The sequence below is a fragment of the Saprospira sp. CCB-QB6 genome (assembly GCF_028464065.1).
Classification (GTDB): Bacteria; Bacteroidota; Bacteroidia; order Chitinophagales; family Saprospiraceae; genus Saprospira.
This window is the reverse complement of the sequence record NZ_CP116808.1, coordinates 2,569,325-2,591,861: the sequence shown is the minus strand read 5'-3', so window position 1 is coordinate 2,591,861 and position 22,537 is coordinate 2,569,325. Positions and strand designations below refer to the sequence as shown.

Genomic DNA, 22,537 nt, shown 5'->3' with positions numbered 1-22,537 from the left:
TCGGAAGGGGGGCCGCTAGCTATCAGGAGGGGTTCCTATACCCATCGGGAGGGGTACACTTACCCCTCTGGAGGATTTCCCACACCCATCAGAACGGGGTACTCTAGCCATCCGAAGGGGTACAATAGCCCTCTCTAGGCCTAGGCTTAGCCCTCCAGAAGGCTAGTCCTAATCATCAGGAGCATTTCCAGACCTCCGAGCGAGGGCCTCTCCTAGTCCTCTATAGGGCTGCTGTACATTATCTTGAGGGCTAGCGCTAATCCTCCAGAGCAGCCCTCCTAGTCATCAGAACCATTCTTCTACCTAAAGAGGAGGACTTGAGCTAGTCATCGGCAGGACTTGAACTGCTCCAAAGGAGGACCTATAGAGGTCCTGCAGAGTAACTAGGCCTATAGTATAGAGGACTTAAGTAAGTCCAAAATAGGATGTACAGAGCCCCTCTCAAGGACCTCCCCTGCCCCAAGCGAGGACTTGCCCAAGTCCTCTTGAGGAGCTATACAAACCCAAGGGAGGAGCTCACTAAAGCCTACTGAGGGGGTTCAGTACTCCTCTTCCTTGCTTGTAGACTGAGCAAAGAGCGGACTAAAGCCCTTCTTTGCTTTCTATTACGCCCCATTGGCTACACTAGAGCAAACGCAATAGGGGAAACCAAATAAATGAGCATCTTGAGATATAAAATAGATGCTTTTTATGAAAAAGAAGAACTACCGCTCATATCAACTTGCCCTAGTTGGCTTTTTGCTTTTGCTGCAATATTCTTGCGCTATTTGTACTGATACGAGAACAGCTAGAGGAAATGTCATTCCTAAAAAGTTTAAAGATTGGTATGTAACTAAAGCAGAGGACCTTTACCCTAAAGACTTGATAGATACAACTGCGATCTATTATCTATACTACCCAGATACTAATTTTGGACCAATGTATTTTTTTAAGCGTTTTTTTGCAGACGGTAAGCTGTATAGTAGCACAGGACTAGACAGTCTAAATAATGAGGTGGCCAATAATATAGTTAATGGCTATACTGGTTATTATTTAATCAAGGATGGGGAGCTAATTATCAAAACTTATGACTACGCGTATTGTGGATATTATATCATACAATGGGCAAAAATATTTGAGGATAGAATAGTGGTATATAAAGCAACAACTTATTCTTCATCAAGACCTGACTACTACCCTGATTCAAGCTCTGCTGAAGAGGTAAACTCGGTATACTACAAACTAGATGTTGGTAAATTATACAGCCAGCCAGATTGGTAGTTGGTTTTTAAGGGGGGCCGCCCGCCGAAGGCGGGCGGTTACTCCCGTTGGTCGTCGAAGACGCCCTTAAGGGCTTGTTGTGGCCGTTTGGCCTTCGGCCATGACTGTAGGTTGAAACCTACAGCAACTAGCATAAAACAGCACAAAAAAAGTAGCCGAGGATTAAAATCCTCAGCTACAATCAATATTTTTTATGAGCCGATGGTTAAAACCATCGGCTCATTTTTTTGGATGTAGAATGGCCTCCCTTTTTGCTGTGGGTTTTAACCCACAGCTTCAAAAAACAACAGCAAAACTGCCGAAGAAAAAAGCTAAAAGAAAAAAATTAGATGAGCGGCCTAGCGATGTGCAGCAGTGGCCGTCAGGCCAGACCGAGCAGGCAAAGCCTGCGAAGGGCCGAGCGAACAGCGAGCTGCGAAACAGCCCGACCCGCCTGAAAGGCGGGGCAGCCCCAAAAAAGGATTAGAATCCTTCTGTTCTACCTTTCCAGAAATGCAGGCCTTTTTCGTAGGGTTGGGCGATCAGGTCCAGTAAAAGTTGGTAATCCTCGGGATTGTGGACAAAGTCCATTCCTTCTACATCGAGGACCAGGATGGGAATTTGGTCTTTTTGGAGGCGGAAGAAATTGAAATAGGCCTGTTGGATTTTCTTGAGATAATCGGGGGCGATATCTTGTTCGTAGCTGCGGTTGCGCTTCTTAATTTGTCGGATTAGTTCGGGGACCGATCGGTGGAGATAGACCAGGAGGTCGGGTTGGGGGAAGATAGAATTGAGGGTAGTAAACAGGCGTTGGAAGAGGCGGAGTTCTTCTCCGCGGAGGTTTTGTCCGGCGAAGAGCAGGGTTTTAGAGAAAACATAATCGGCTATGGTGTATTGTTGGAAGAGGTCGGGATTCATCAGGACCTCTTGGAGTTGTTTGTGTCTTTCGGTCATGAAGAAGAGTTCTACGGGAAAGGCGTAGCGTTCGGGATTTTTGTAGAAGAGGGGGAGGAAGGGATTATCGGAAAACTCTTCGAGGATCAGGCGGGCATTAAGGTCTTTGGCGAGCAGCTCGGAGAAAGAGGTTTTGCCGGTACCGATATTTCCTTCAATAACAATATAATTACCGTTAGCGATTTGCATGATGTTAGTTTTGGGAGGCTATTTTTTGAACAGGAAGCGGATCTTGACAGTGATCTAATAGGTCTTGGATTGATTGGTTGAGGCTAGGGTGGATAAATTGGGGGGCGATTTGGGCGAGGGGGGCGAGAACAAAGCGGCGTTTATGGAGTTGGGGGTGTGGAATTTGGAGTTGGGGCAGATTGATTTGTTCTTGATTGTAGAAAATAATATCGATATCTAGGCAGCGGGGTCCCCATTTTTGTTTGCGGATGCGGCCGGCCTTGGCTTCTATGCTTAGGCACGCCTTTAGGAGTTCTTCGGGGGAGAGTTCGCACTGTAGGGCTAGGGCCATATTTTCGAAATCGGCTTGATCTTCTAGGCCCCAGGCGGCGGTTAGGTAGACATCGGATTGGCTAGTAATTTGGCCAATTTTGGCGAGTTCGTCGAGGGCGAACTGCAGGTAATTTCTGGCTATGCCCATATTGGAGCCCAGAGCGAGTAGAGCGAGAGCCATTTAGCAGGATTTAAGCAGTTGGGCGATACTAGCGTAAGTATTCGCTTCGGTTTTCATGGCTTGGAGGGGGCGCCAGGCTAATTCTTCGATACCTTCTTCGGTTTGGGGGATTAGGGGGCCGTTGGTTAGGGCCTTCATTTGGAACCAATGTGTTTTTTTGAGGGACCAGAGAGATTTATAGGGGTTCCAGTAGATATGATAAGTTGAGGGTAATTTTGGGCCGAGTTCGAGAGCGGCTAGGCCAGTTTCCTCCTCCACTTCTCGGAGGGCGGCTTGTTCGGGGGATTCTCCTTTTTCGATTTTACCTTTTGGGAGGTCCCAGCGGTCGAAGCGGTAGATGGCTAGAATATCGTCTTGGTAATAGACTAGGCCTCCTGCGGCTTCGAGGTAGTGAAATTGGGTAAGAATATTTTTCCAGAGGTCTTCTAATCCTTTGGCGGGGATAATTCGTTTTTGAGGGGGAGTATCGGCTTTAAAGCTAAGGAGTAGGGCTTTAATTTGCTCGGCTTTCCAGATTTGAGGTCCTTCTAGTAGTTGGATTTGGTGGGCTCCGTTAAAGATCGTGTACATAGTCAAAATTCGGCTTTTTTGAAATGCTGCGAAGATAACTTTTTGTTTCGACTTTTGGGCTGCTAGGAGCTTAGCGATCCTCAAAGACTTAACTTTTGATAAATTGGGTTTATTCTTCTTTTAGTTGCTCTTATATTAAAGTTTAGGGAATTTGTTTTGCGCTTTATTTGGGGCCAACAAATGTTTTATAAAAGGCAGCATAAAAGCAAAATTAATAGTTCTAATAGTTAGGGCTTTATTTTTTTATTGGGTGAGACCTTAATATTAAAGCCCGTAGATATGATTAAAATTTGCAGAATTGGTCCTTGATTTTAAATTTTTATTATTAAAATGCTAACTTTGTTAATAACTTTTAGGGGGCCTATGCAAGTGCATTTCAGCCCTTTATTAGTGGATTTGAAACCATTTTTTATTTAACCCTTCAAATGTAATATAGCCTTGGAATACAAAAGTTTACATTGGAGTATTACGTCTATGAGTAGGTGGGCCTTAGGGCTATTCCTACCCTTGTTTTTCCTGCTTTTTTCGGCGGGGGATGTACAAGCGAGCCACATTGTAGGTGGAGACGTCTACTATACCTGTCTGGGCAACAACCAGTATCAGGTTACATTTCAGCTATACCGAGATTGTGACGGTATTTCTATGCCCACAACGCTTTCGGTTAGTTTAACAGCGCCAAACTGTGGTTTGGCCCAGCCAAACGTCACCTTTAATGCGGGGGCTAATTTTGGTAATGAGATCACCCCAGTTTGTCCTGATGAGCTAGCTAATACGACTTGTTCTAGTAGTTCGGGGACCATTCAGGGAACTCAAGTTTACGAGTACACTGCAGTCGTCACCCTTCCTTCAGAGTGTGATTCTTGGGTGCTTAACTGGAACACCTGTTGTCGAAACAGTAACATTACCAATGGAGATAATGCGGGGAGTCAGTCTATGGCGCTTGAGACCAGCATTAACAATGTTGGGGGACTTTGCAACAACTCTCCTCGTTTCACTTCGCTTCCCACGCCTTATATCTGTGCTGGTCAGCCCTTTACGTTTAACCATGGAGCCATTGATGTAGATGGAGATTCATTGATTTATGAGATGATTACTCCTTATCAGACTGGATCTGCTGACCCTTATATTTTTCAGGGGGGAGCAACCGCCACTCAGCCCTTCTTTACGACTCCTGCCAATGGTATGGTTTTCAACACCAACACGGGACAGATGACTTTTACGCCTAGCATTGCACAAACATCTGTTGCAGCAGTAAGAGTGTATGAGGTGCGTAATGGGGACACGATTAGTACCATCATGCGTGATATGCAGGTGGTTGTATTGAACAACTGTACGAATACAGGGGTAACCAATACAGAACCTATTGTATCTGGTGGAGGTACTTATGATACTACCAACCGTACTTTTGTTACTTGTCAGTGTGATACCTTAGAATTCCAAATTACAGCAGTGGATCCTGATGGAGACACGCTTTCATTGGATCCTAACAACTCTAATATTGGGACGGTGTTTGGACCTGCTAACTTTAGCATTTTCCAATTTAACCCAGATCCTAACCGCCCAGACTCTCTAGAGCTTTATGTACAAATTCGTACTTGTAATGCTCAGATTGGGGTAAACAACTTTACAATTGCGGTAACGGACAACGCTTGTCCCATTCCGCTCCCAGCTTATCTTGGCTTTAGCCTGGTAATTCCTGGTGTGAATGTAACAGCTAGTGATACTTCTATTTGTGCAGGTGTAGCTCAGGATATTCAGCTTGGTGCTCAGACTTTCTCTCTCGGCCCAGGTGGTTCGGTAGCAGGTAGTTTTAACTGGGTACAAATTGCTGGACCTACAGCTCCTCTTAGCGATGACACTATCCGTAACCCTATTGCTAGTGTACCTGCTTCTACAGTAGCTGGTGATGTAGTTACTTACGAAGTGCAATTTATCACTACTCCAGATCCTATTACTGGAGCGAGCTGTGTTACTACTGACACTGTAAGTATCTCATTAGTAGATCTTCCTCTTGATGTAGTTAGCTTACCTTCTGACACTTCACTTTGTCAGAATGGTTTACCTAATGCATTAACTTTTACAACTAATGCTACAGGACCTGGTATTGACTTGGTTAATGGTGTTTGGACATGGACTTCAGCTCCTGCAGCTCGTGTAAATGACCTTAGTGCCACTAACGTAGCCAGCCCAACGGCTAATATTAGCGGTGCGCCTGCCGATACGCTTACCTACTATGTAGAGTATGCTTATGGTGCCTGTATTGGTCATGACACTATTGGCTTGAAGTTCCGTCCAGGTATTCCTGATATTACTCCAGCTATTGACACAATTTGCCCCGGTGATACAGTAGTATTGACCATGAATTATGGTGTTGGTTCTGGAGGAATGAGTTCTGGAGGTTGTGGACCTAATGCTGGACCTTGTTCAGGAACGCCTCAACCAATCACTGTTGGTACAGCAACAACTACTTCTGACCAACCTTTCCGTGGATTCTGGGAAGACAGCCGTTTCCAAACACTTATTCCTGCTAGTGAATTATTAGCTGCGGGTATACAACCTGGACTACTTAATGACATGACACTAGATGTTGTGACAAAAGGAAGTTCACAGCCATTTAGTAACTTCTCTGTTTCTCTATCTTGTACTACTCTTACTGCTATTCCTGCAGGTACTACAGGTTTCTTAGCCACCCCTAATGCCACTCAGGTATATAGTGGTAATTACACGACTACTTTAGGTCCTAACCTAATTCCATTCAATATGCCTTATGAGTGGGACGGTACATCTAGCCTACTGATAGAGTTTTGTTTTGATAATGGTAGCTGGACTTCTGATGACGATGTTGCTGCAGTTACGACTTCTTACCTTTCTGGGATTGGAGATTACACAGATGGCGTTTCTGGCTGTCTTCCTGGTTCTTTGTCTACTCCCACGACAACATCTAATCGTCCTGTAATTACGTTTAGCAACTGTGCACTACGACCACTTCTAATCTATGATTGGTCACCTAATGTTGCTCTAATCAACGATTCTACAGAAACGCCTTCTGTATTCCCTGCAGGTACGACTACCTACTATGGTACTGTTATCGAACAGGGCTGTCCTATGGTTGACTCTACAGAAATTGTTATCAATACTACAATCCCCGCTCCTGTAGTGAGCTGTGGTACTCCCGATAACTACACAAGTGAAATCCTCTTCGAATGGAGCGGATCTGCTGGTGCTACTGGCTGGGAATATAGCCTTGATTCAGGGGCTACTTGGGTTGCAGTTCCTTTGGCTCAAGATAGCGTATTGGTAACTGGCTTCCGCGATGGAGAATGTTTCCAAATTCAAGTTCGTGCCCTAGGTGGTGTTGGACTTTGCCCTGACAATGCTGCTACACTATTTACCTGCTGTACAACTCCATGTGTGAACCCCACACAGGTGACTACAGTAGCTAGCATGGATATTAGCTGTTACCAAGCCAATGATGGTACGATTCAGTTATTGGGTACTCAAGGTGATTTAGGCCCCAACTACGATTTCACACTTTTCAATGCTGCCGATAGCCAAATTGCTTTCGTTAATACTCCAGATACAGCTAGCTTCTCTAGCCTAATGCCTGGCGATTACTATGCAGTTGCTTACGACTCTTTCGGTTGTGTAGCTTACTCTGATACCATTACTATTGCTGAGCCTGCTGAGTTTGTTGCTAGCCTTGATACACTCATTGGTACTTCTTGTTGGAATACCACTGATGGCGCTGCTCAAGTAAGCGCTGTTGGAGGAACAACTCCTTATAGCTTCCAGTGGGATGCCAATGCCAATGGTCAATCTACAACTATTGCGATTAACCTGCCTGCAGGCGCCTATACCGTAACCGCTACTGATGCCAACGGCTGTCAGTCTGTTGTGAATAACATCAATATATTTGGTCCCTTTGCTCAAGCCCCCACTGTAACTACAACTATTACAGATGCTACTGCTTGTCCCGCAAACGGATCTATCGAAATTACTGCTGTTCAATCTATGGCCGGAGATCCCGTTCCTGGTAACCCCAACTCTTTGGATTACCAATGGAGCAATGGTGTTAGCGCAGCTAATACACTCACAGGCCTAGAACCCGGTACTTATAGCGTAACCATTACCGACCAAAATGGCTGTACGTTCACCGATAGCTATACTGTAGCTGGCTCTACCGTAAATATTGATAATGCCGACGTTAATAGCCCAGTTTGTGGTCTAGACAACGGTAATATTGATTTGACTGTATCTGGTGATAATAGCTATACCTTCCTTTGGTCTAATGGCGCAAGCACTGAAGACCTCTCTGACCTATCTATCGGTACTTACACGGTTACAGTTACGGGTGCAGGAGGATGCCAAGATAGCGCAACCTTCAACCTAGTAGGAGGAGCTATCGAAGCCCGCGTAGTCGCTCGCGAAGAGCAAATCTGTGTAGGCGCTAGTAACGGTTTCTACGATATCGAAGTAAACTCTACTAGCTCTGGAACTAACCAGATTACTTACCTTTGGTCGAATGGAGAAACTACTCAAGACGTGAGCAACCTCTCTGCTGGTACTTACTCTGTTACTGTTACTTTGGATGCTGGCGTTTGCGAAACTAGCCTAGATGGCCTAGTCGTTCTCGAAGATGATCCTGAAGTAGCTATTGATGTAACTAACTGTGAAGACCTAGCCGCTAACGTTCAAGGTGGATGGCCCGACAGCACAGGTACATTTACTTATACCTACCTATGGAGTACTGGCGACACTGTTGCCAACATTAACGGTGTAGCTGAAGGTACTTATACCCTCACGGCTACAGATGTTAATGGTTGCTCTGCTACCGCTACTGCCGAAGTTCGCTACCCTGTTATCGCTCCTTATATTGTAAGTCCTAGCGTTCAGGATACAAGCCTACCCATTGGTAGCACTATTGATATCGCTGCTGGTACTGCTGGCGCCGAAACTGGCGTAAGCTATGCTTGGTCTCCCGCTGCAGATGTAGCCGATGCCAATGCTTACCAAACAACAGTAACTACCCTAGATACCACGCAAAATCCTTTGGCCTTCGTTATCGTGGCCGACAACGGATCTTGCCAGTCTACTGATACACTTTACTTGAACCTTCTACCTGTTCAATTCTCTGGCTTTGCTAACGCCTTTACGCCTAACAATGATGGAGAAAATGACAGCTTCCGCCCATTACCTTACCGCTTGAGCGATAATGTAGAAGTAATCGAGTTCAAAATCTACAACCGTTGGGGACAAATCGTTTTTGATGGAGACAATAACGATCCTCGCGAGGGTTGGGATGGTACCCTCAATGGCGAATTGCAAGCCCGCGATGTATATATCTATGTATTCTCTTACCAATACCCTGGTCAAGATGTACAAACTGTTCGTGGCCAAGTGACGCTTCTCCGATAAGCCGAACTTCCACCTGATGCTGAAGAGCCAACTTGCCTATAAGGTGAGTTGGCTCTTCCTTTTTTGGGGCCCGCGGCCAGCTTTGCTGGCCGCCGCTATGCTGCGGGGCTCGCAGGTCTGCTCGGCCCTTCGCTTTTTTCGCTTCGCTCAAAAAGCTCGGTCTGGCCTGCGGCCACCCCTCCGCAGCGCTGGGCCGCTCATCTTTTGTCTTCTCTTTTGGTATCCCTCTTCGGCCCCTAAATTTATATGGAGTTTACCCCTGCTCAACTATCTTCACAAAGCGATACCACTCTTGCGGTGGGTTTTAACCTACCGAAGGAACAGCCCCAAAAAACAATCCTTTCAAACCAGATAAAAAGCTTATCTTAAAACACCAGAAGCCAAGCAAACATCATCTAATTGGCTGAATCGAAAAATTTTCCCCAAGAGTAAATCTACTCCTTCACTTAAATCAACCACTATGAAATCCTACTTTCTGCCCCTGGCCCTCATCAGCTTTTTGTTTTTGGGCCAAAGCTGTAATCAATCTATGCCCTCTGGAGCCAAAGAAGAATACCTTATAGAGCATCAATCTAGAGCCGCTCCTCAAGAAGAAATGGAGCTAGCCACCGAAGAAGCCATTGGTGAAGTCGTCGATCCAGAGGCCGCTCTTATGGATAGCACTACGGTCAATATCCAAGATCATAATACCGAAGAGTATGGCAAAATCATCGAAAATCCATTTTTAGGCGCCACAGATAACCCCCTCTCTACCTTTTCGATTGATGTAGATAATGCGGCCTATAGTAATGTGCGCCGCTATCTCAAAGAATGGAAGCAACTGCCCCCCAACGGAGCCGTTCGCCTAGAGGAAATGGTGAATTATTTTGATTATGATTATCCCCAACCCACTGGAGAACATCCCTTCTCCGTAAATATGGAGCTGAGCCAAGCCCCCTGGGCCCAAGAACATCAACTCTTGCATATTGGCCTCCAAGGGAAAGACCTCAATTACGATGAACTCAAACCCTCTAATCTGGTTTTTTTAATCGATTGCTCTGGCTCTATGTCTAGCGACAATAAGCTCCCCCTACTTAAAAAAGGGCTCAAAATGTTGCTCTCTCAGCTCGATGATAAGGACAAAGTAGCCATTGTCGCTTATGCAGGTGCCGCAGGTTTGGTCCTGCCCTCTACCCCAGCTAGCGAATCCAATAAAATTCTCTCGGCCCTCGACCACCTAGAAGCTGGCGGTTCTACCGCTGGTGGACAAGGTATTGAGCTGGCCTATAAAACAGCCCAAGAAGCCCTAATTGAAGGCGGAAATAACCGCGTGATTCTCGCCACCGATGGCGATTTTAATGTGGGTCCTTCTAGTAGCTCTGATTTGGTGGACCTCATTACTGAAAAACGCAAACTGGATATCTATCTCACAATCTGCGGCTTTGGTATGGGCAACTATAAAGATGACCGCATGGAACAAATCTCGAATGCTGGTAATGGCAACTATTTCTATATCGATAATGAAAAGGAAGCCAAAAAGGTCTTTGTGCGAGAAATGCGCGCCAATATGTTTAGCATCGCCAAAGATGTGAAGATCCAAATTGAGTTTAACCCCCAATGGGTGAAGGCCTACCGCCTAGTCGGCTATGAAAACCGCCTACTCAGAGCCGAAGACTTTGATGATGATACCAAAGATGCAGGCGAATTGGGCGCTGGACATACCGTTACGGCCATTTATGAAATTATTCCCCAAGGCTCGGCCTCTACCCAAAACGTAAGTAAACAACCGGCCTTGAAGTACCAAGATGCCCCCAGCATCAAAAATAATAGCAGCGACCTGATGACGCTCAAATTACGCTACAAACCTTTGGATAGCGACAAGAGCAAACTCCTAGAGTTTAATCTTAACAAGGACGCTGCTGTAGCACAAACCTCAGATAATTTCCGTTTTTCTGCCGCTGTGGCAGCCTTTGGTATGCTGCTGCGCGATTCTGAGTTTAAGGGAACCGCCAATTTTGATAAAGTGAAAAATTGGGCCCTTTCGGCCAAAGGCCAAGACCCCAATGGCGACCGTGCAGAGTTTGTGGAACTGGTCCAACTAGGCGCACAACTTAAAAGTCAAGCTTCCGCCAAAAACGATTAACAATATTCTTTAGCCTTAAAGAGCTGGTTCTATTCATAGAGCCAGCTTTTTTTTGGCCCAGTTTAATTCTCCTTAAATTTTAATCTAATACTTCTGAAAGCAAGCGATGCTTTTTAACTTTAACAAGCTAATCGACCACTTTTGGCCCAGCGCTGCGCAGCGGTGGCCGCAAGGCCAGACCCAAGCCGCCAAAGGCGGCTGCAGGGCCGAGCAGACCTGCGAGCCGCGCAGCATAGCGGCGGCCGACCTAGCCAAAGGCTAGCCGGCCGCGGGCCCCAAATAAAACAACAGTGCTAAATAAACTACCATATCATGAAAGAGCAAAATAGACGATCTTTTCTACAGTTTTTGGGCCGTACCGGCCTAGCTGTTTCTGGCGCAAGCCTACTAACTAGCCTAGAATCTTGTGGCGAACCCCAACATAATAAAGGCTATACGGAAACAGGCGAGAAGGTAGAACCCCAAGTTGAATTCCCTTTTAAAGGCCTAGCCGCCAAAACTGAAGACCAACTCATTCTAGATGAAGGACTGGAATATCAAATTTTAGCCAAATGGCAGGATGAGATTTCAACTAAAGATAAATTTGGCTTTAATAACGATTATACCGCCTATATCCCAATTCAACAAGGGCCAGAACTACAAGAAGGCCTACTTTGGGTCAATCACGAATATCTCGATCCCCTTTTTGTACACGGTTTTGCCCGCAAAGCCGACCCGAAAACAAAGACAAAGGAAGCTATTGACCAAGAGCTTTATGAGGTGGGCGGATCTATTTTGCATATCCAAAAAACAGCCGATGGCCCCTGGGAAATTAAGCAGGATAGCGAGTATAACCGCCGCCTAAATGGCTTTACCGAAATCCCTTTTGATTGGCCCGAAGCCGTGGCCGGCAAAAAGGTCGCTATGGGCACCTTCGGGAATTGTGCAGGAGGCGTAACCCCCTGGGGTAGCATTCTGACCTGTGAGGAAAACTACCAGTTTTATTATGGCGAAAGCGATTATAGCCAAAATGCCGAGCAACCCAAACGCATCCCCTCTGAATATGGCTGGGAGCATAAGTATCCCGATAATCTGCCCGAACACTATGGCTGGGTGGTCGAAGTAAATATTAAAACGGGTAAAGCCCGAAAGTTGGTGGCCCTTGGCCGCTGCGCCCATGAGTGCGCCCAAGTCTATGAAGCTCCCGATGGCCGACTAGTGGTTTATACCGGCGATGACAAAAATGATGAACATATCTATAAGTTTGTCAGTAGCCAACCCGGCAGCCTGACCGAAGGCACCCTTTATGTTGCCAATACCGAAAAAGGCGAATGGCTATCCCTCAATTATGAGGAACAACCCATTCTGCAAAAGCATTTTAAGAATCAAACGGAGGTCCTTATCCGTATGCGAGAGGCAGCCAAGCTCTTAGGTGCGACCCCACTCAATCGCCCCGAAGATATTGAGTTTGACCCCCAAACTGGCCATGTGCTCATCACGCTCACCAATAATATTCCCAAGGGAGATTATATGGGCCAAATTCTCAAGATTGAAGAGAAATCAGAAGATAAAACAGGCCTTAAATTTAAGGCCGAAGCCTTTTTGACCGGTGGGGCGGACTTCGGTTTTGCCTGCCCCGATAATATGGCCTTTGACCCCAGAGGCAACCTTTGGTTCACCTCTGATATTTCGGGCAGCAAGATCGGCAAAGCACCCTATACGCCCTATGGAAACAATAGTTTATTTGTCTATCATCAGGCCGAGGACAAGGTGATTCGGGTGGCCTCTGCCCCCAAAGATGCCGAGCTCACAGGCCCTTACTTTACCCCTGATGGTCGCCACCTCTTCCTGAGTGTACAACATCCTGGAGAAACCAGTCCCAGCCTAGAGGAACTCACGAGCCATTGGCCAGAAGGCGGCGATAGTACTCCCCGCTCTGCCGTGGTGGTCATTAGCGGCCCCGCCCTCGATAAGTTGATGGGCTATAATAACTAGATGATCGTTTTTTGGGGCGTTACTCCTTTAAGTCGTCGAACTGCGGCCTGAAGGCCTTGTTGTCGTTTACTTCGTCGAACTGGCGCCTCTTTGAGGCTGGTTGTCGCAGCTCGCTGTTACTTGCTTCGCTGCGTCGGCTCCCGTTGGTCGGGTCGCTCGGCCCTGTGGGCCACTGCTGCACATCGCTAGGCCATTTGGCCTTCGGCCATAACTGTGGGTTGTCCCCCTCACTGATTGTACCCTAGGTTATAGAATCTGTCATCCCCTCCTTCGAGGGGATTTTCTTTTCCCTTAGCCCTTACCCAGCTGAACCTTCAACTTTTGGCGAGTAGTTTGCGGCTGTTTTACAAAAATATACTGCAATGAAACAACTGATTTTCTGCCTTTTAGCCTTAGCTGTTTGGCAAACGCCCATTTGGGGCCAAACCAAGGCGATTGCCTATAAAAGTTTTGCGGGCGAACTCCCCTTTTTTAATCCCGACGAACTGCCTGAGGATGACTTTGGTTTGCCTCCCCCCATGATGATTCGGCTAGAAAAGCTAAATGATTCTATGGTGGTAGAGACCATCAGAGATTGGGACCAGTCACTTAAGACAGATACCGTAAAAAACCACTTATATATTCATCGACAAAAGCTTTCGATGGAAGAGCTACGCAAGCGATACCCTAAGTATGTAGAGTTTATTGGTTTTGAAAAAGATAGTCTGCCTACAATAAGTCCCCCCCCTGCAGAGCCGCATCGTCCAGGTTTAGAGGAAATACAAAAGCCGATAGACCGCTGTCCTGTTCCCCCCAAAAAAACGGACTCGCCCAAAGCCCAGCCCCAGCCACAAGAGGGGCAAGGCGCCATAGAGTTGCTCCAGCAGCAAAAGACCATCCGTTGCAAGATGCCCGAAAAGGAAGAGCCCCATTTAGCCTATATGGGAATAGCGGGATTTTTCTTGCTTTTTGTTTTGGGCCTTTGGTATAGAATCTCTTAGTTTTGTTTTTGGCCCAGCCGCCCCGAGGGATTCCTTAAGGAATCCCGTAGAGGGGTGGGTGGGCGGGGACATATTGCGCATGAGGAGCGCAGCGACGAATACCATTTTAACCGCAGCAATGAAAGATCTATTGATAATGAATGGGCCAAACCTCAATTTATTGGGGAAGCGGGAGCCTGAAGTATATGGTTCTGCTAACTTTGAGGAGATCTTGGACCAAATAAAAGCCGATATGGGCGAGCTATTGCTCCCCTATCGGCTACATTATTTCCAATCGAATCATGAAGGAGCCTTATTGGACCAACTACATGCCGTTGGTTTTGACTATTTGGGGATTGTTTTTAATCCCGGGGCCTATGCCCATACCTCCATCGCCTTAGCGGATGCCGTTCGGGGCATTAGTCGGCCCGTAGTAGAGGTACATATTTCCAATGTTCATCAGCGGGAAGCTTACAGGCGACATTCCTATATGGCAGAGGCGGCCGTAGGTGTCATTTCGGGTTTAGGTTGGCGGGGGTATGCCTTGGGCCTACGTTATTTAATCGAGCAATTCGGCCAAGAAGTCTAACTCAATTCTCATGCGGCTAGTGGCGGTAGTCGTTGAGCGCAAATCAATTTTCACCTCTATGCGAAACTGTTCTTGAGCCAGTTGATCTTTAAGATCAACAATAGAGGGGAATAAATCTAAGCTAGCCGAATTGTCTAGTGGAACATCTAAGCGGTAGCCCAATTCATTGCGGCTACTATCGGTCACAGCATCAAGATAAACACGACGGGCAAAATCAAAAGAGGCCTCTCCATCTTCCAGATAAAGGCGGATTCGAGCGGGTTGTGCCTGTTTGAGGTTTTCGGGCACGGTTCCATTAGTATAGATATCGGCGGGGAAGTGATAGGTCAGTACCCCATTGAGTCCGGCAGGAACTTCTACCCAAGTCGTAAAAGGCAATTCGAGACGGTCGCCATTTTTATCGCAGGATAGCAAAAGACTTGTGCTGAGGAGGAAAAAAGCAAAGAGAAAACGCATAAGATTAAAATTTAGAGTGAAGGGCGATATTCCTTTAAATGAAAGTCAGCCGCCGCTGGCTGAGGGATGGACAGCAGGGCTGCCGCAGGCAGCAGACCAAGGCGCTTTTGCGCCGCAGGGCCGAGCGAATAGCGAGCTGCGAAACAGCCCGACCCGCCCGCAGGGCGGGGCAGCCCCAAAACAAAAAAATCTTCTATTAAATTTTGCATTTAAAGAAAGTTAGCTCAATAAAATTGGGTAAAAGTCCCTTTTTTAGTAGAGTTCTTTTTATGTTCGTACGGTTCTTAACATTTTATTTAATTACGAGACGATATGGGAGAAGAACGTGTACGATTAGCTAGCTCCAGTAGTAAGAGCGATATGCAGCATTTTGTGCGGCAGTTACTACAAGACGTTCAAGCATTTGAAACGATGCTAGGGGGCGATTGGTTTGAGGATGATGTGATGCGCATTGGGGCCGAGCAAGAAATGTGTTTAATTGATAAGCATTATAAGCCAGCTTGTACTGCTATGCAAATTTTGGAAGAGTTTCATCCAGATTGGTTGACCACCGAGCTGGCGCAATTCAATTTAGAGATCAATCTTTCTCCTCAGCGTTTTGAGGGCGAGGCCCTATTTAATATGGAAACCGAGTTGCGTCAGCGATTGGGCGAGTTGGCCAAGGTGGCTGCTCGGCACGACAGTCGTTTGTTGCTCACGGGCATTTTGCCCTCTTTACGCAAATTTGATTTGCACATGAGCAAGCTTACGCCCAAAGAGCGTTATGCGGCCTTGATGCATGCTTTGCGCAAAATGCGGGGCAGTGATTATGAATTGCATATTGTAGGAATTGATGAATTGATTGTGCGGCATGATTCGCCCTTGTTAGAGGCTAGTAATACTAGTTTTCAGGTACATTTACAGGTTCGTCCGCAGGATTTTGTCAAAATGTATAACATTGCTCAGGCGATCACGGGGCCAGTCTTGGCAATGGCCGCCAACTCGCCCCTGCTCTTTGGCAAACGGCTCTGGCATGAGTCTAGAATTGCGCTTTTTCAGCAATCTATTGATAATAGAAAGAGCCGAGATCACCTGCGCGATCAGAGTCCACGGGTAACCTTTGGACATGATTGGTTACATAAGTCGGCCCTAGAGATTTACAAAGAAGACATTACCCGTTTCCGCATCATTTTGGGAACCGATATTGAGGAAGATTCTCTAGAACGCTTGGCTGAAAAAGTAGCGCCTAAGCTAAAGGCCTTGCAAGTGCACAATGGTACAGTTTATCGTTGGAATCGCCCTTGTTATGGTATTTCGGGCAATGGCAAACCGCACCTTCGGATAGAGAACCGCGTCTTCGGTGCAGGCCCCACAGTAATTGACGAAATGGCCAACTCGGCCTTTTGGTTGGGCTTGATGGAAGGCATGGCTTTGGCGCATGATGACATCACCAAACTCATGAGTTTTGATGATGCTCGAGACAACTTTATCAAGGCGGCTAAGATGGGAATTGATTCTGAATTTACTTGGACGGGCGACAAAAAGGTCAATGCTCGTACCTTGGTTTTAGAAGAGCTTTTGCCTATGGCCAGAGCGGGTTTAGAGCATCGCAACATTCATCCGCTGCATATTGATCGCTATTTGGGCATCATGGAAGAACGAGTGCGTCGACATAGTAATGGCGCCCGTTGGATTCTGCGCACCTTCTCTAAATTTAAGAAAGAAACTAGCGTAGATGAAAGCTTGACCACTATTACAGCAGCCATTTATGAGCATCAAACACAGAGTCGGCCCGTGCATGAATGGGAAATTCCAGAGCTAGGACAATTTCACCAATACGATCCCTCTAAACTACTAGTAGAAGAGTTTATGAGCACCGATTTGGTTACCGTTCATCAGGATGATATTGTGGAGTATGCCTACAGCCTTATGGACTGGAACGACCTCAACTACCTGCCCGTAGAAGATGAAGAGGGGCACTTACAGGGCGTAGTCACCGCAAAATCGATTATGCGTTACTTATCGAACCCGAATAAAGATAAGAATAAAACGGTGGGCGATATCATGCGCCGCAATCCCAAAACGGTAGCCCCGCAAAATACCATTACAGAAGTCATGAAAATGATGCGAAAAGAGGGAGTAAAAATTTTACCCGTTCTAAAGAATAAAGAACTAATTGGCCTAATCTCTGAAGAAAACTTTGTAGATATGTCGCGACGATTGATTGATCGTCTTTCAAAAGAATAAAAATTATGATGAAAACAGTATTCAGTCTTTTCTTTACGGCCTGCTTCCTTTTGGCGGGCCCGAATCTTTTCGCCCAAAAAAAGGCCAGCACAATTAACAGCAGTACTATCTCTGCTCCTATCACTAAAGAAAAAGCAAAAGCACTCGCTTTTGGGCAAGATCTTATCAAGGCTTATTTTGATGGCAATTGCCAAATTGTAGCTAATAGTCTAGCTGCTCAAGTCATTGCCATGGAGTCTGGACAGCAATTTAGTATTAGTCCTCAGTTAAGAACAGACTTTTGTAAGGAAAACCCTATCCGCAACGATATCCAAGTCAATTACCAAATGTATTTGGATAGCTACAAAGCCGAGGTAATGGACAAAGAAGAATTTGCCTCCAAATATCCTCAACGCCAACAGATGTATAATCTCCAAGCCGGCGATATCTTTTTCAATGGAGCCAACCTACTCCCCAAAAAGCAAGAACTCTTCTCCGCTTCAGATATGGCAATGTTTATCCTTCGACCAACCTCTAATGGCTTCGAAATTATCGCAATTTAAGCGTAACTAAATGCCAAAAAAAAGGGCGCCGACCAGCTGGTCAGCGCCCTTTTTCCTTCTTCTTATCTTATTTTCCTTGCTCCAAGCGAACAACATCCTTAGCAATGTTCAAACGCTCTGCAGCCTCAGGATACTTTTGCTCAATCTCTTTATAAAGCGCCAATGCACTACTCGCATCATTCATGTTGGTCTCTTGCAAAAAAGCAGCCTTACGCATGAAAATAGGCGTAATCATTTCATTTGGACTCTCATTCATCGCCTTTTTATAATAACTCAAAGCCTGCTCATTATCGTTAAGCTCAGAATAAGCATCACCCAAAAGCCCATAAGCAGTAGCCTGAGTCGCACCATCCTTACCATCATAAGCTTCCAAGTACTTGATCGCCTCCTCAGCCTTACCCAAGCGAAGCAAAGAAACTCCAGCACCGTAATGCGCACGATTAGCCGCCTCAGTACCACTATAGTTAGCAATAATGTCTAGAAAACCTTCATAACTGCCTCCCATCTGACCAGCCAAAGCAGCACCAGAACCATTTAGCGCCAAAAGAAAAGAGTCTTTTTCAAACATCGCCTCTGCCTTAAAAATCGCCTTATTAGCATTTTCATTCTTAGGCTTCATATAGAGGTTGCTGTAGGCATAATAGCCCACACCAATAATCAAAACGGCGGTCAAAGCGCCAATAATCACGTTCTTATACTTCTCAAAAGTTTCTGCCGTTTGATCACGAAACTGATCTACATCAAAATCTTGAAGCTCTGTTTTTATGGGTTGATCTGCCATTCTATCTCTTTCTTTTTCAGCCAGCTGATTTGATCTTATAAAAAAAAATTTGCTTGCAAAGATAAACAACTTCTTAAAAATCCTAGATTTCACTAAATCTTTTTTAGAAGCATGCTAAATATTCGCCTAGCAATACCTATTTTTTGAAGGCTAAATATCAGTTTCCTAATTATTTGGGGCTGCCCCGCCCTACTGGCGGGTCGGGCTGTTTCGCAGCTCGCTATTCGCTCGGCCCTGCGGCGCAAAAGCGCCTTGGTCTGCTGCCTGCGGCAGCCCTGCTGTCCATCCCTCAGCCAGGTCGCTTCGCTCCTTTTCGGCGGCTTCGCCGCCTCCCTAAACCAAAATATTTCTCTTTGTATCCAAGGCTACAAAGCAAAAGAAAAGCTGGCCTTAATATTGTCGCCCAAAATTTCCCTCCTTCCTTCTACTTCATTTCAAAATTACACGCATGAACAAGCTACTCTTCTCTCTTAGTTTTCTTTTCCTACTTAATGGTTCTCTCTTTGCCCAATCCAACAAAACCTTACCCGAACTGTTAAGTAGTCATTCTTTCACCTCTGCCGATGGCCAAAGCGAAAAAAGCCTAGCCGATATTTTGGCCCAACACAAAGGTAAAGTCATTTATATTGATTTTTGGGCCAGCTGGTGCGGGCCCTGCAAAAAAGAAATGCCCAGCTCTAAAAAATTACATGAAGAACTAGGCGATGAAGTCGTTTTCCTCTACCTTTCTGTAGATGACAAAGCCGATGCTTGGCAAAAAGCCCTCGATAAACTAGAAATCCGCCAAACTGGCGAACACTGGAGAAGAGGAGGCAAAGACAGTAAAGAACTACTTCGTTTTTTTTATATTTATAGCATTCCTCATTACCTGATTGTTGATACTGAAGGCCAATTTGTCGATAGAGATGCCCTTCGTCCCTCAGATCCTAAAGCAGCCAAAAAACTCCAAAAGTGGGTCAAAAAGGCTAAATAGTCAGGTACTCACTGACTTAATTATGACGATTAACAACTTACCTCAAAAATTTCTGGCCGTATCGCTACTGCTTTTTGCCGCCACCGCGATTACGGCCTATTTTATCTCCATTCACTTCCTTTGGGCGCTACTCATTTTGGTCCCTCTCTTTGTGATGGGAGTTCAAGATATGATCCAAACGGATCATGCCATTCGTAAAACACACCCTCTACTTGGCCGTCTGCGCTACTTTCTAGAAAGCCTGCGCCCAGCTATCCGCCAATATTTTATTGAGTCGGACCTAGACAATACCCCTTTCAACCGACGCAAACGCTCTCTCATTTATCAAAGAGCCAAAAAAGCCAAAGAAACAGTCCCTTTTGGAACCCAACTCAATATCTACGATGAAGGCTACGAATGGATGACCCACTCAACCTACCCCCTAGACTTTGATAGTATTGAACAAAATCCTAAAGTCTCTGTGGGGGGACCAGATTGTAAACAACCCTACGATCTTAGCATTTTCAATATCTCCGCCATGAGCTTTGGCTCCCTCTCCGCCAATGCCGTTATGGCCATGAATAAAGGCGCCGCCAAAGGCGGCTTTGCCCAAAATACTGGCGAAGGCGGAGTCAGTCCCTACCACCTCTCTCAAGGTGGAGACCTCATCTGGCAAATTGGTACAGGCTACTTTGGCTGCCGAGCAGATGACGGCAATTTTGATCCCGATAAGTTTGCCAAAACAGTGGATCATCCCGATATCAAAATGGTAGAGATTAAACTTTCTCAAGGCGCAAAACCTGGACATGGCGGTATTCTCCCCGCTCAAAAAAACACTCCCGAAATCGCTAAAATCCGTGGTGTTCAAGCTGGAACAGATGTCCTCTCGCCACCCTACCACAAAGCATTTCAAGGACCAGAAGGCTTACTCCAGTTTGTAGCTCAACTCCGCCAACTTTCTAAAGGCCGCCCTGTTGGCTTTAAGCTCTGCATCGGCTCCGAAATTGAATTTTACGACCTCTGCAAAGCCATGGTCAAAACAGGCATCAAACCCGACTTTATTACTATTGATGGTGGAGAAGGCGGTACCGGAGCAGCTCCTGTAGAATTCTCAGATTCATTAGGAATGCCTCTACGCGATGGGCTTAGCTTTGCCGTGGATACGCTTCGTGGCTTTGATCTTAAAAAAGATATTAAGGTGCTAGCAGCAGGTAAAATTAGCTGTGGCTTTGATTTGGCTAAAACCCTAGCCCTAGGGGCCGATGCTTGTTATAGCGCTAGAGCCATGATGATGGCCGTAGGTTGTATTCAGGCCCTAGAATGCCATACAAATAAATGCCCCACAGGAGTCGCTACTCAAGATAAACAACTCATGAAAGGCTTATATATTCCAGATAAAGCTGAACGCATTTACTCTTTTCATAAAAAAACAGTACATGCTTTGGTCGAGTTACTTGCTGCTGCAGGCATGAAAGACCCCTCAGAATTGTCTAGAAGACATATTCTTAGACGGATTTCTATGAGTGAGGTACGCAGATATGACCAACTTTATCCAGAAATCCCCATTGGCTGTTTATTGGAGGGCCAAGAAGGCTGCCTACCCGACCTTTACCGAAAAGAAATGTTACAGTATCTCGAAAACGGCTCTAATTATGAATAAGCAAATGCCGTAAAAAGAAAGGACCAAGCGTAAATTATGCTTGGTCCTTTTTTGGGCTAGCCCTCTTCTAAAAAGGGGTAATCTATATAACCTTCTGGGCCTTGAGTATAAAAAGTATCGGAATTCCAAGGCGTCCAAGCCGCATTGCTAGCCATTCGCTGCACCAAATCTGGATTAGAGATAAAGGCTTTGCCAAAAGCAATGGCATTCGCTCGATTTTGGGCCAGTTCTTCTGCTGCCGTCTCAGCTGTATAGCCGCCATTGGCCACTAAAAAGCCTTTGTAGATTTGGCGATAATGACCAATAACATCTTGAATAAACAAATTGGGGTCCTTCTCTTGCGTGGCCAGTTGGCGATGCGCAAAGGCTTGACCAGGCCGAGTCAGATGCACATAGGCCAAGGGATAATCATTGAGTTTATCCAAAAGGTAATCAAAAAAGGGGATCGTTTCTTTATCCACATCAATACCGATATGACCATCTAACATAGGATTGAAGCGCAGGCCAACTCGTTCTAGGGGACAAACTTCTTGGACCGCCTCGAGGACCTCAAAAAGGAAGCGCGCTCTATTGGCGATGCTCCCCCCATATTTATCTTGGCGTTGGTTAGCCGAATTGGCAAAAAACTGATGGAAGAGGTAACCATTACTCGTATGTAGCTCTACCCCATCAAAGCCAGCGGCCAAAGCATTGGCAGCAGCTTGCTTAAACTGGGCAATGACAGCCTGAATATCTTCTTGGTCCATGGCCTTAGGAACAGGAGAAAGCTTGAGCCCTTCATGGGTGCGGCTCTTACTGCCCGTAGCAAGAGCTGAAGGAGCCAAAAGTGCCTGTCCATTCATCAAATCGGGATGAGAGACTCGGCCCACATGCCAAATTTGGGCAAAAAAGTGGCCGCCTTTAGCTTTTACAGCTGCTGTTACCGCTTTCCAAGCCTCTACTTGAGCAGGGGTATAAATTCCAGGCACAAACAAATAGCCTCCAGCTCGATCAGAAATGGGCAAGCCCTCTGAAATGAGGAGGCCAGCAGAAGCTCGCTGTGCATAATATTCCTGATGTAAGGCCGTGGGTACCCTTTCTGGATTATCGGCTCGACTTCGAGTGAGCGGCGCCATAAATACGGCATTCTTTAGCGTTAATGGGCCCAATTGGACGGGATCAAGAATAGACATAATCAACTAGTTTTAAGATGAAAAATGGGGCGGCTTGGCCGCCTTGGCCGCAGGCCAAATGGCCACAACAAGCCCTTTAGGGCGCAGTTCGACGACCAAAGGGAGTAACCGATGTGTAGCCCTAGCCGCAGGCCAAATGGCCTAGCGATGTGCAGCAGTGGCCGCAGGCCAGACCGAGGCGGCCAAGCCGCCGAAGGGCCGAGCGAACAGCGAGCTGCGAAACGTAGCGCCTGCCGCAGGCAGG

The 22,537-nt window shown here is 46.2% G+C and carries 17 protein-coding genes; 11 read left to right on the top strand and 6 right to left on the bottom strand.

Annotated features, from left to right (window positions below; translation table 11 throughout):
• The first annotated feature begins 690 nt into the window (after window positions 1–690).
• The gene (locus PPO43_RS10060; protein ID WP_272617401.1) at window positions 691–1,260 is read left to right on the top strand and encodes a hypothetical protein; all 570 of its coding nucleotides are present in this window, start codon (window positions 691–693) and stop codon (window positions 1,258–1,260) included.
• 193 nt (window positions 1,261–1,453) lie between these two features.
• Window positions 1,454–1,726: a hypothetical protein gene (locus tag PPO43_RS10055; RefSeq protein ID WP_272617399.1), complete on the top strand. Its 273-nt coding sequence runs from the start codon at window positions 1,454–1,456 to the stop codon at window positions 1,724–1,726.
• On the opposite strand, the gene PPO43_RS10050 is transcribed toward PPO43_RS10055, so the two are convergent.
• Genes PPO43_RS10050 through PPO43_RS10040 form a run of 3 tightly spaced genes read right to left on the bottom strand, consistent with a single transcriptional unit; the run spans window position 1,723 to window position 3,445 of the window.
• Window positions 1,723–2,382, bottom strand: coding sequence for a deoxynucleoside kinase (locus tag PPO43_RS10050; protein WP_272617397.1), 660 nt, complete (start codon window positions 2,380–2,382; stop codon window positions 1,723–1,725). The genes PPO43_RS10055 and PPO43_RS10050 overlap by 4 nt on opposite strands.
• A gap of 4 nt (window positions 2,383–2,386) precedes the next feature.
• Window positions 2,387–2,875: a 2-amino-4-hydroxy-6-hydroxymethyldihydropteridine diphosphokinase gene (gene folK, locus PPO43_RS10045; RefSeq protein WP_272617395.1), complete on the bottom strand. Its 489-nt coding sequence runs from the start codon at window positions 2,873–2,875 to the stop codon at window positions 2,387–2,389.
• Window positions 2,876–3,445, bottom strand: a complete 570-nt coding sequence (locus tag PPO43_RS10040) for an NUDIX hydrolase (protein ID WP_272617393.1) — start codon at window positions 3,443–3,445, stop codon at window positions 2,876–2,878.
• 438 nt (window positions 3,446–3,883) lie between these two features.
• Between PPO43_RS10040 and PPO43_RS10035 the strand changes: the two genes are divergently transcribed.
• The 5 genes from PPO43_RS10035 to aroQ all read left to right on the top strand — a co-directional run bounded on the left by PPO43_RS10035 (window position 3,884) and on the right by aroQ (window position 14,504).
• Entirely contained in the window at window positions 3,884–8,860 is a 4,977-nt protein-coding gene (locus tag PPO43_RS10035; protein ID WP_272617391.1) for a gliding motility-associated C-terminal domain-containing protein, read from the top strand.
• Window positions 8,861–9,320: 460 nt separating this feature from the next.
• Entirely contained in the window at window positions 9,321–10,982 is a 1,662-nt protein-coding gene (locus PPO43_RS10030) for a vWA domain-containing protein (RefSeq protein ID WP_272617390.1), read from the top strand.
• Between the two features lie 312 nt (window positions 10,983–11,294).
• Window positions 11,295–12,956, top strand: coding sequence for a PhoX family protein (locus PPO43_RS10025; protein ID WP_272617389.1), 1,662 nt, complete (start codon window positions 11,295–11,297; stop codon window positions 12,954–12,956).
• Window positions 12,957–13,318: 362 nt separating this feature from the next.
• Window positions 13,319–13,936: a hypothetical protein gene (locus PPO43_RS10020; RefSeq protein ID WP_272617388.1), complete on the top strand. Its 618-nt coding sequence runs from the start codon at window positions 13,319–13,321 to the stop codon at window positions 13,934–13,936.
• Window positions 13,937–14,054: 118 nt separating this feature from the next.
• On the top strand, window positions 14,055–14,504 hold the full coding sequence (gene aroQ, locus PPO43_RS10015; protein ID WP_272617387.1) for a type II 3-dehydroquinate dehydratase: 450 nt from the start codon (window positions 14,055–14,057) through the stop codon (window positions 14,502–14,504).
• Here aroQ and PPO43_RS10010 read toward each other — a convergent pair.
• Window positions 14,475–14,960 (bottom strand): hypothetical protein, encoded by a 486-nt coding sequence (locus PPO43_RS10010; RefSeq protein WP_272617386.1) that lies wholly within the window; start codon window positions 14,958–14,960, stop codon window positions 14,475–14,477. The genes aroQ and PPO43_RS10010 overlap by 30 nt on opposite strands.
• Before the next feature lie 312 nt (window positions 14,961–15,272).
• Between PPO43_RS10010 and PPO43_RS10005 the strand changes: the two genes are divergently transcribed.
• The gene (locus PPO43_RS10005) at window positions 15,273–17,186 is read left to right on the top strand and encodes a CBS domain-containing protein (RefSeq protein WP_272617385.1); all 1,914 of its coding nucleotides are present in this window, start codon (window positions 15,273–15,275) and stop codon (window positions 17,184–17,186) included.
• A 5-nt stretch (window positions 17,187–17,191) separates the two neighbouring features.
• Window positions 17,192–17,728 carry a hypothetical protein gene (locus PPO43_RS10000; protein WP_272617383.1) on the top strand — a complete coding sequence of 179 codons (537 nt, stop codon included), beginning with the start codon at window positions 17,192–17,194 and terminating at the stop codon, window positions 17,726–17,728.
• A gap of 67 nt (window positions 17,729–17,795) precedes the next feature.
• On the opposite strand, the gene PPO43_RS09995 is transcribed toward PPO43_RS10000, so the two are convergent.
• Window positions 17,796–18,509, bottom strand: coding sequence for a tetratricopeptide repeat protein (locus PPO43_RS09995; RefSeq protein WP_272617381.1), 714 nt, complete (start codon window positions 18,507–18,509; stop codon window positions 17,796–17,798).
• Between the two features lie 448 nt (window positions 18,510–18,957).
• Here PPO43_RS09995 and PPO43_RS09990 point away from each other — a divergent pair, with 448 nt between their 5' ends.
• The gene (locus PPO43_RS09990) at window positions 18,958–19,482 is read left to right on the top strand and encodes a TlpA family protein disulfide reductase (RefSeq protein ID WP_272617379.1); all 525 of its coding nucleotides are present in this window, start codon (window positions 18,958–18,960) and stop codon (window positions 19,480–19,482) included.
• A 22-nt stretch (window positions 19,483–19,504) separates the two neighbouring features.
• Entirely contained in the window at window positions 19,505–21,121 is a 1,617-nt protein-coding gene (locus PPO43_RS09985; RefSeq protein ID WP_272617377.1) for an FMN-binding glutamate synthase family protein, read from the top strand.
• 56 nt (window positions 21,122–21,177) lie between these two features.
• Here the strand turns inward: PPO43_RS09985 and PPO43_RS09980 are convergent, their stop codons facing one another.
• Window positions 21,178–22,293: an alkene reductase gene (locus PPO43_RS09980; RefSeq protein ID WP_272617375.1), complete on the bottom strand. Its 1,116-nt coding sequence runs from the start codon at window positions 22,291–22,293 to the stop codon at window positions 21,178–21,180.
• Between the last annotated feature and the right edge of the window lie 244 nt (window positions 22,294–22,537).

Excerpts from the sequence above, each read along its gene's own strand:
- PPO43_RS10060 (WP_272617401.1), top strand. The coding sequence starts at position 691 with ATGAAAAAGAAGAACTACCGCTCATATCAACTTGCCCTAGTTGGCTTT.
- PPO43_RS10055 (WP_272617399.1), top strand. The coding sequence starts at position 1,454 with ATGAGCCGATGGTTAAAACCATCGGCTCATTTTTTTGGATGTAGAATG.
- PPO43_RS10050 (WP_272617397.1), bottom strand. The coding sequence starts at position 2,382 with ATGCAAATCGCTAACGGTAATTATATTGTTATTGAAGGAAATATCGGT.
- folK (WP_272617395.1), bottom strand. The coding sequence starts at position 2,875 with ATGGCTCTCGCTCTACTCGCTCTGGGCTCCAATATGGGCATAGCCAGA.
- PPO43_RS10040 (WP_272617393.1), bottom strand. The coding sequence starts at position 3,445 with ATGTACACGATCTTTAACGGAGCCCACCAAATCCAACTACTAGAAGGA.
- PPO43_RS10030 (WP_272617390.1), top strand. The coding sequence starts at position 9,321 with ATGAAATCCTACTTTCTGCCCCTGGCCCTCATCAGCTTTTTGTTTTTG.
- PPO43_RS10025 (WP_272617389.1), top strand. The coding sequence starts at position 11,295 with ATGAAAGAGCAAAATAGACGATCTTTTCTACAGTTTTTGGGCCGTACC.
- PPO43_RS10020 (WP_272617388.1), top strand. The coding sequence starts at position 13,319 with ATGAAACAACTGATTTTCTGCCTTTTAGCCTTAGCTGTTTGGCAAACG.
- aroQ (WP_272617387.1), top strand. The coding sequence starts at position 14,055 with ATGAAAGATCTATTGATAATGAATGGGCCAAACCTCAATTTATTGGGG.
- PPO43_RS10010 (WP_272617386.1), bottom strand. The coding sequence starts at position 14,960 with ATGCGTTTTCTCTTTGCTTTTTTCCTCCTCAGCACAAGTCTTTTGCTA.
- PPO43_RS10005 (WP_272617385.1), top strand. The coding sequence starts at position 15,273 with ATGGGAGAAGAACGTGTACGATTAGCTAGCTCCAGTAGTAAGAGCGAT.
- PPO43_RS10000 (WP_272617383.1), top strand. The coding sequence starts at position 17,192 with ATGATGAAAACAGTATTCAGTCTTTTCTTTACGGCCTGCTTCCTTTTG.
- PPO43_RS09995 (WP_272617381.1), bottom strand. The coding sequence starts at position 18,509 with ATGGCAGATCAACCCATAAAAACAGAGCTTCAAGATTTTGATGTAGAT.
- PPO43_RS09990 (WP_272617379.1), top strand. The coding sequence starts at position 18,958 with ATGAACAAGCTACTCTTCTCTCTTAGTTTTCTTTTCCTACTTAATGGT.
- PPO43_RS09985 (WP_272617377.1), top strand. The coding sequence starts at position 19,505 with ATGACGATTAACAACTTACCTCAAAAATTTCTGGCCGTATCGCTACTG.
- PPO43_RS09980 (WP_272617375.1), bottom strand. The coding sequence starts at position 22,293 with ATGTCTATTCTTGATCCCGTCCAATTGGGCCCATTAACGCTAAAGAAT.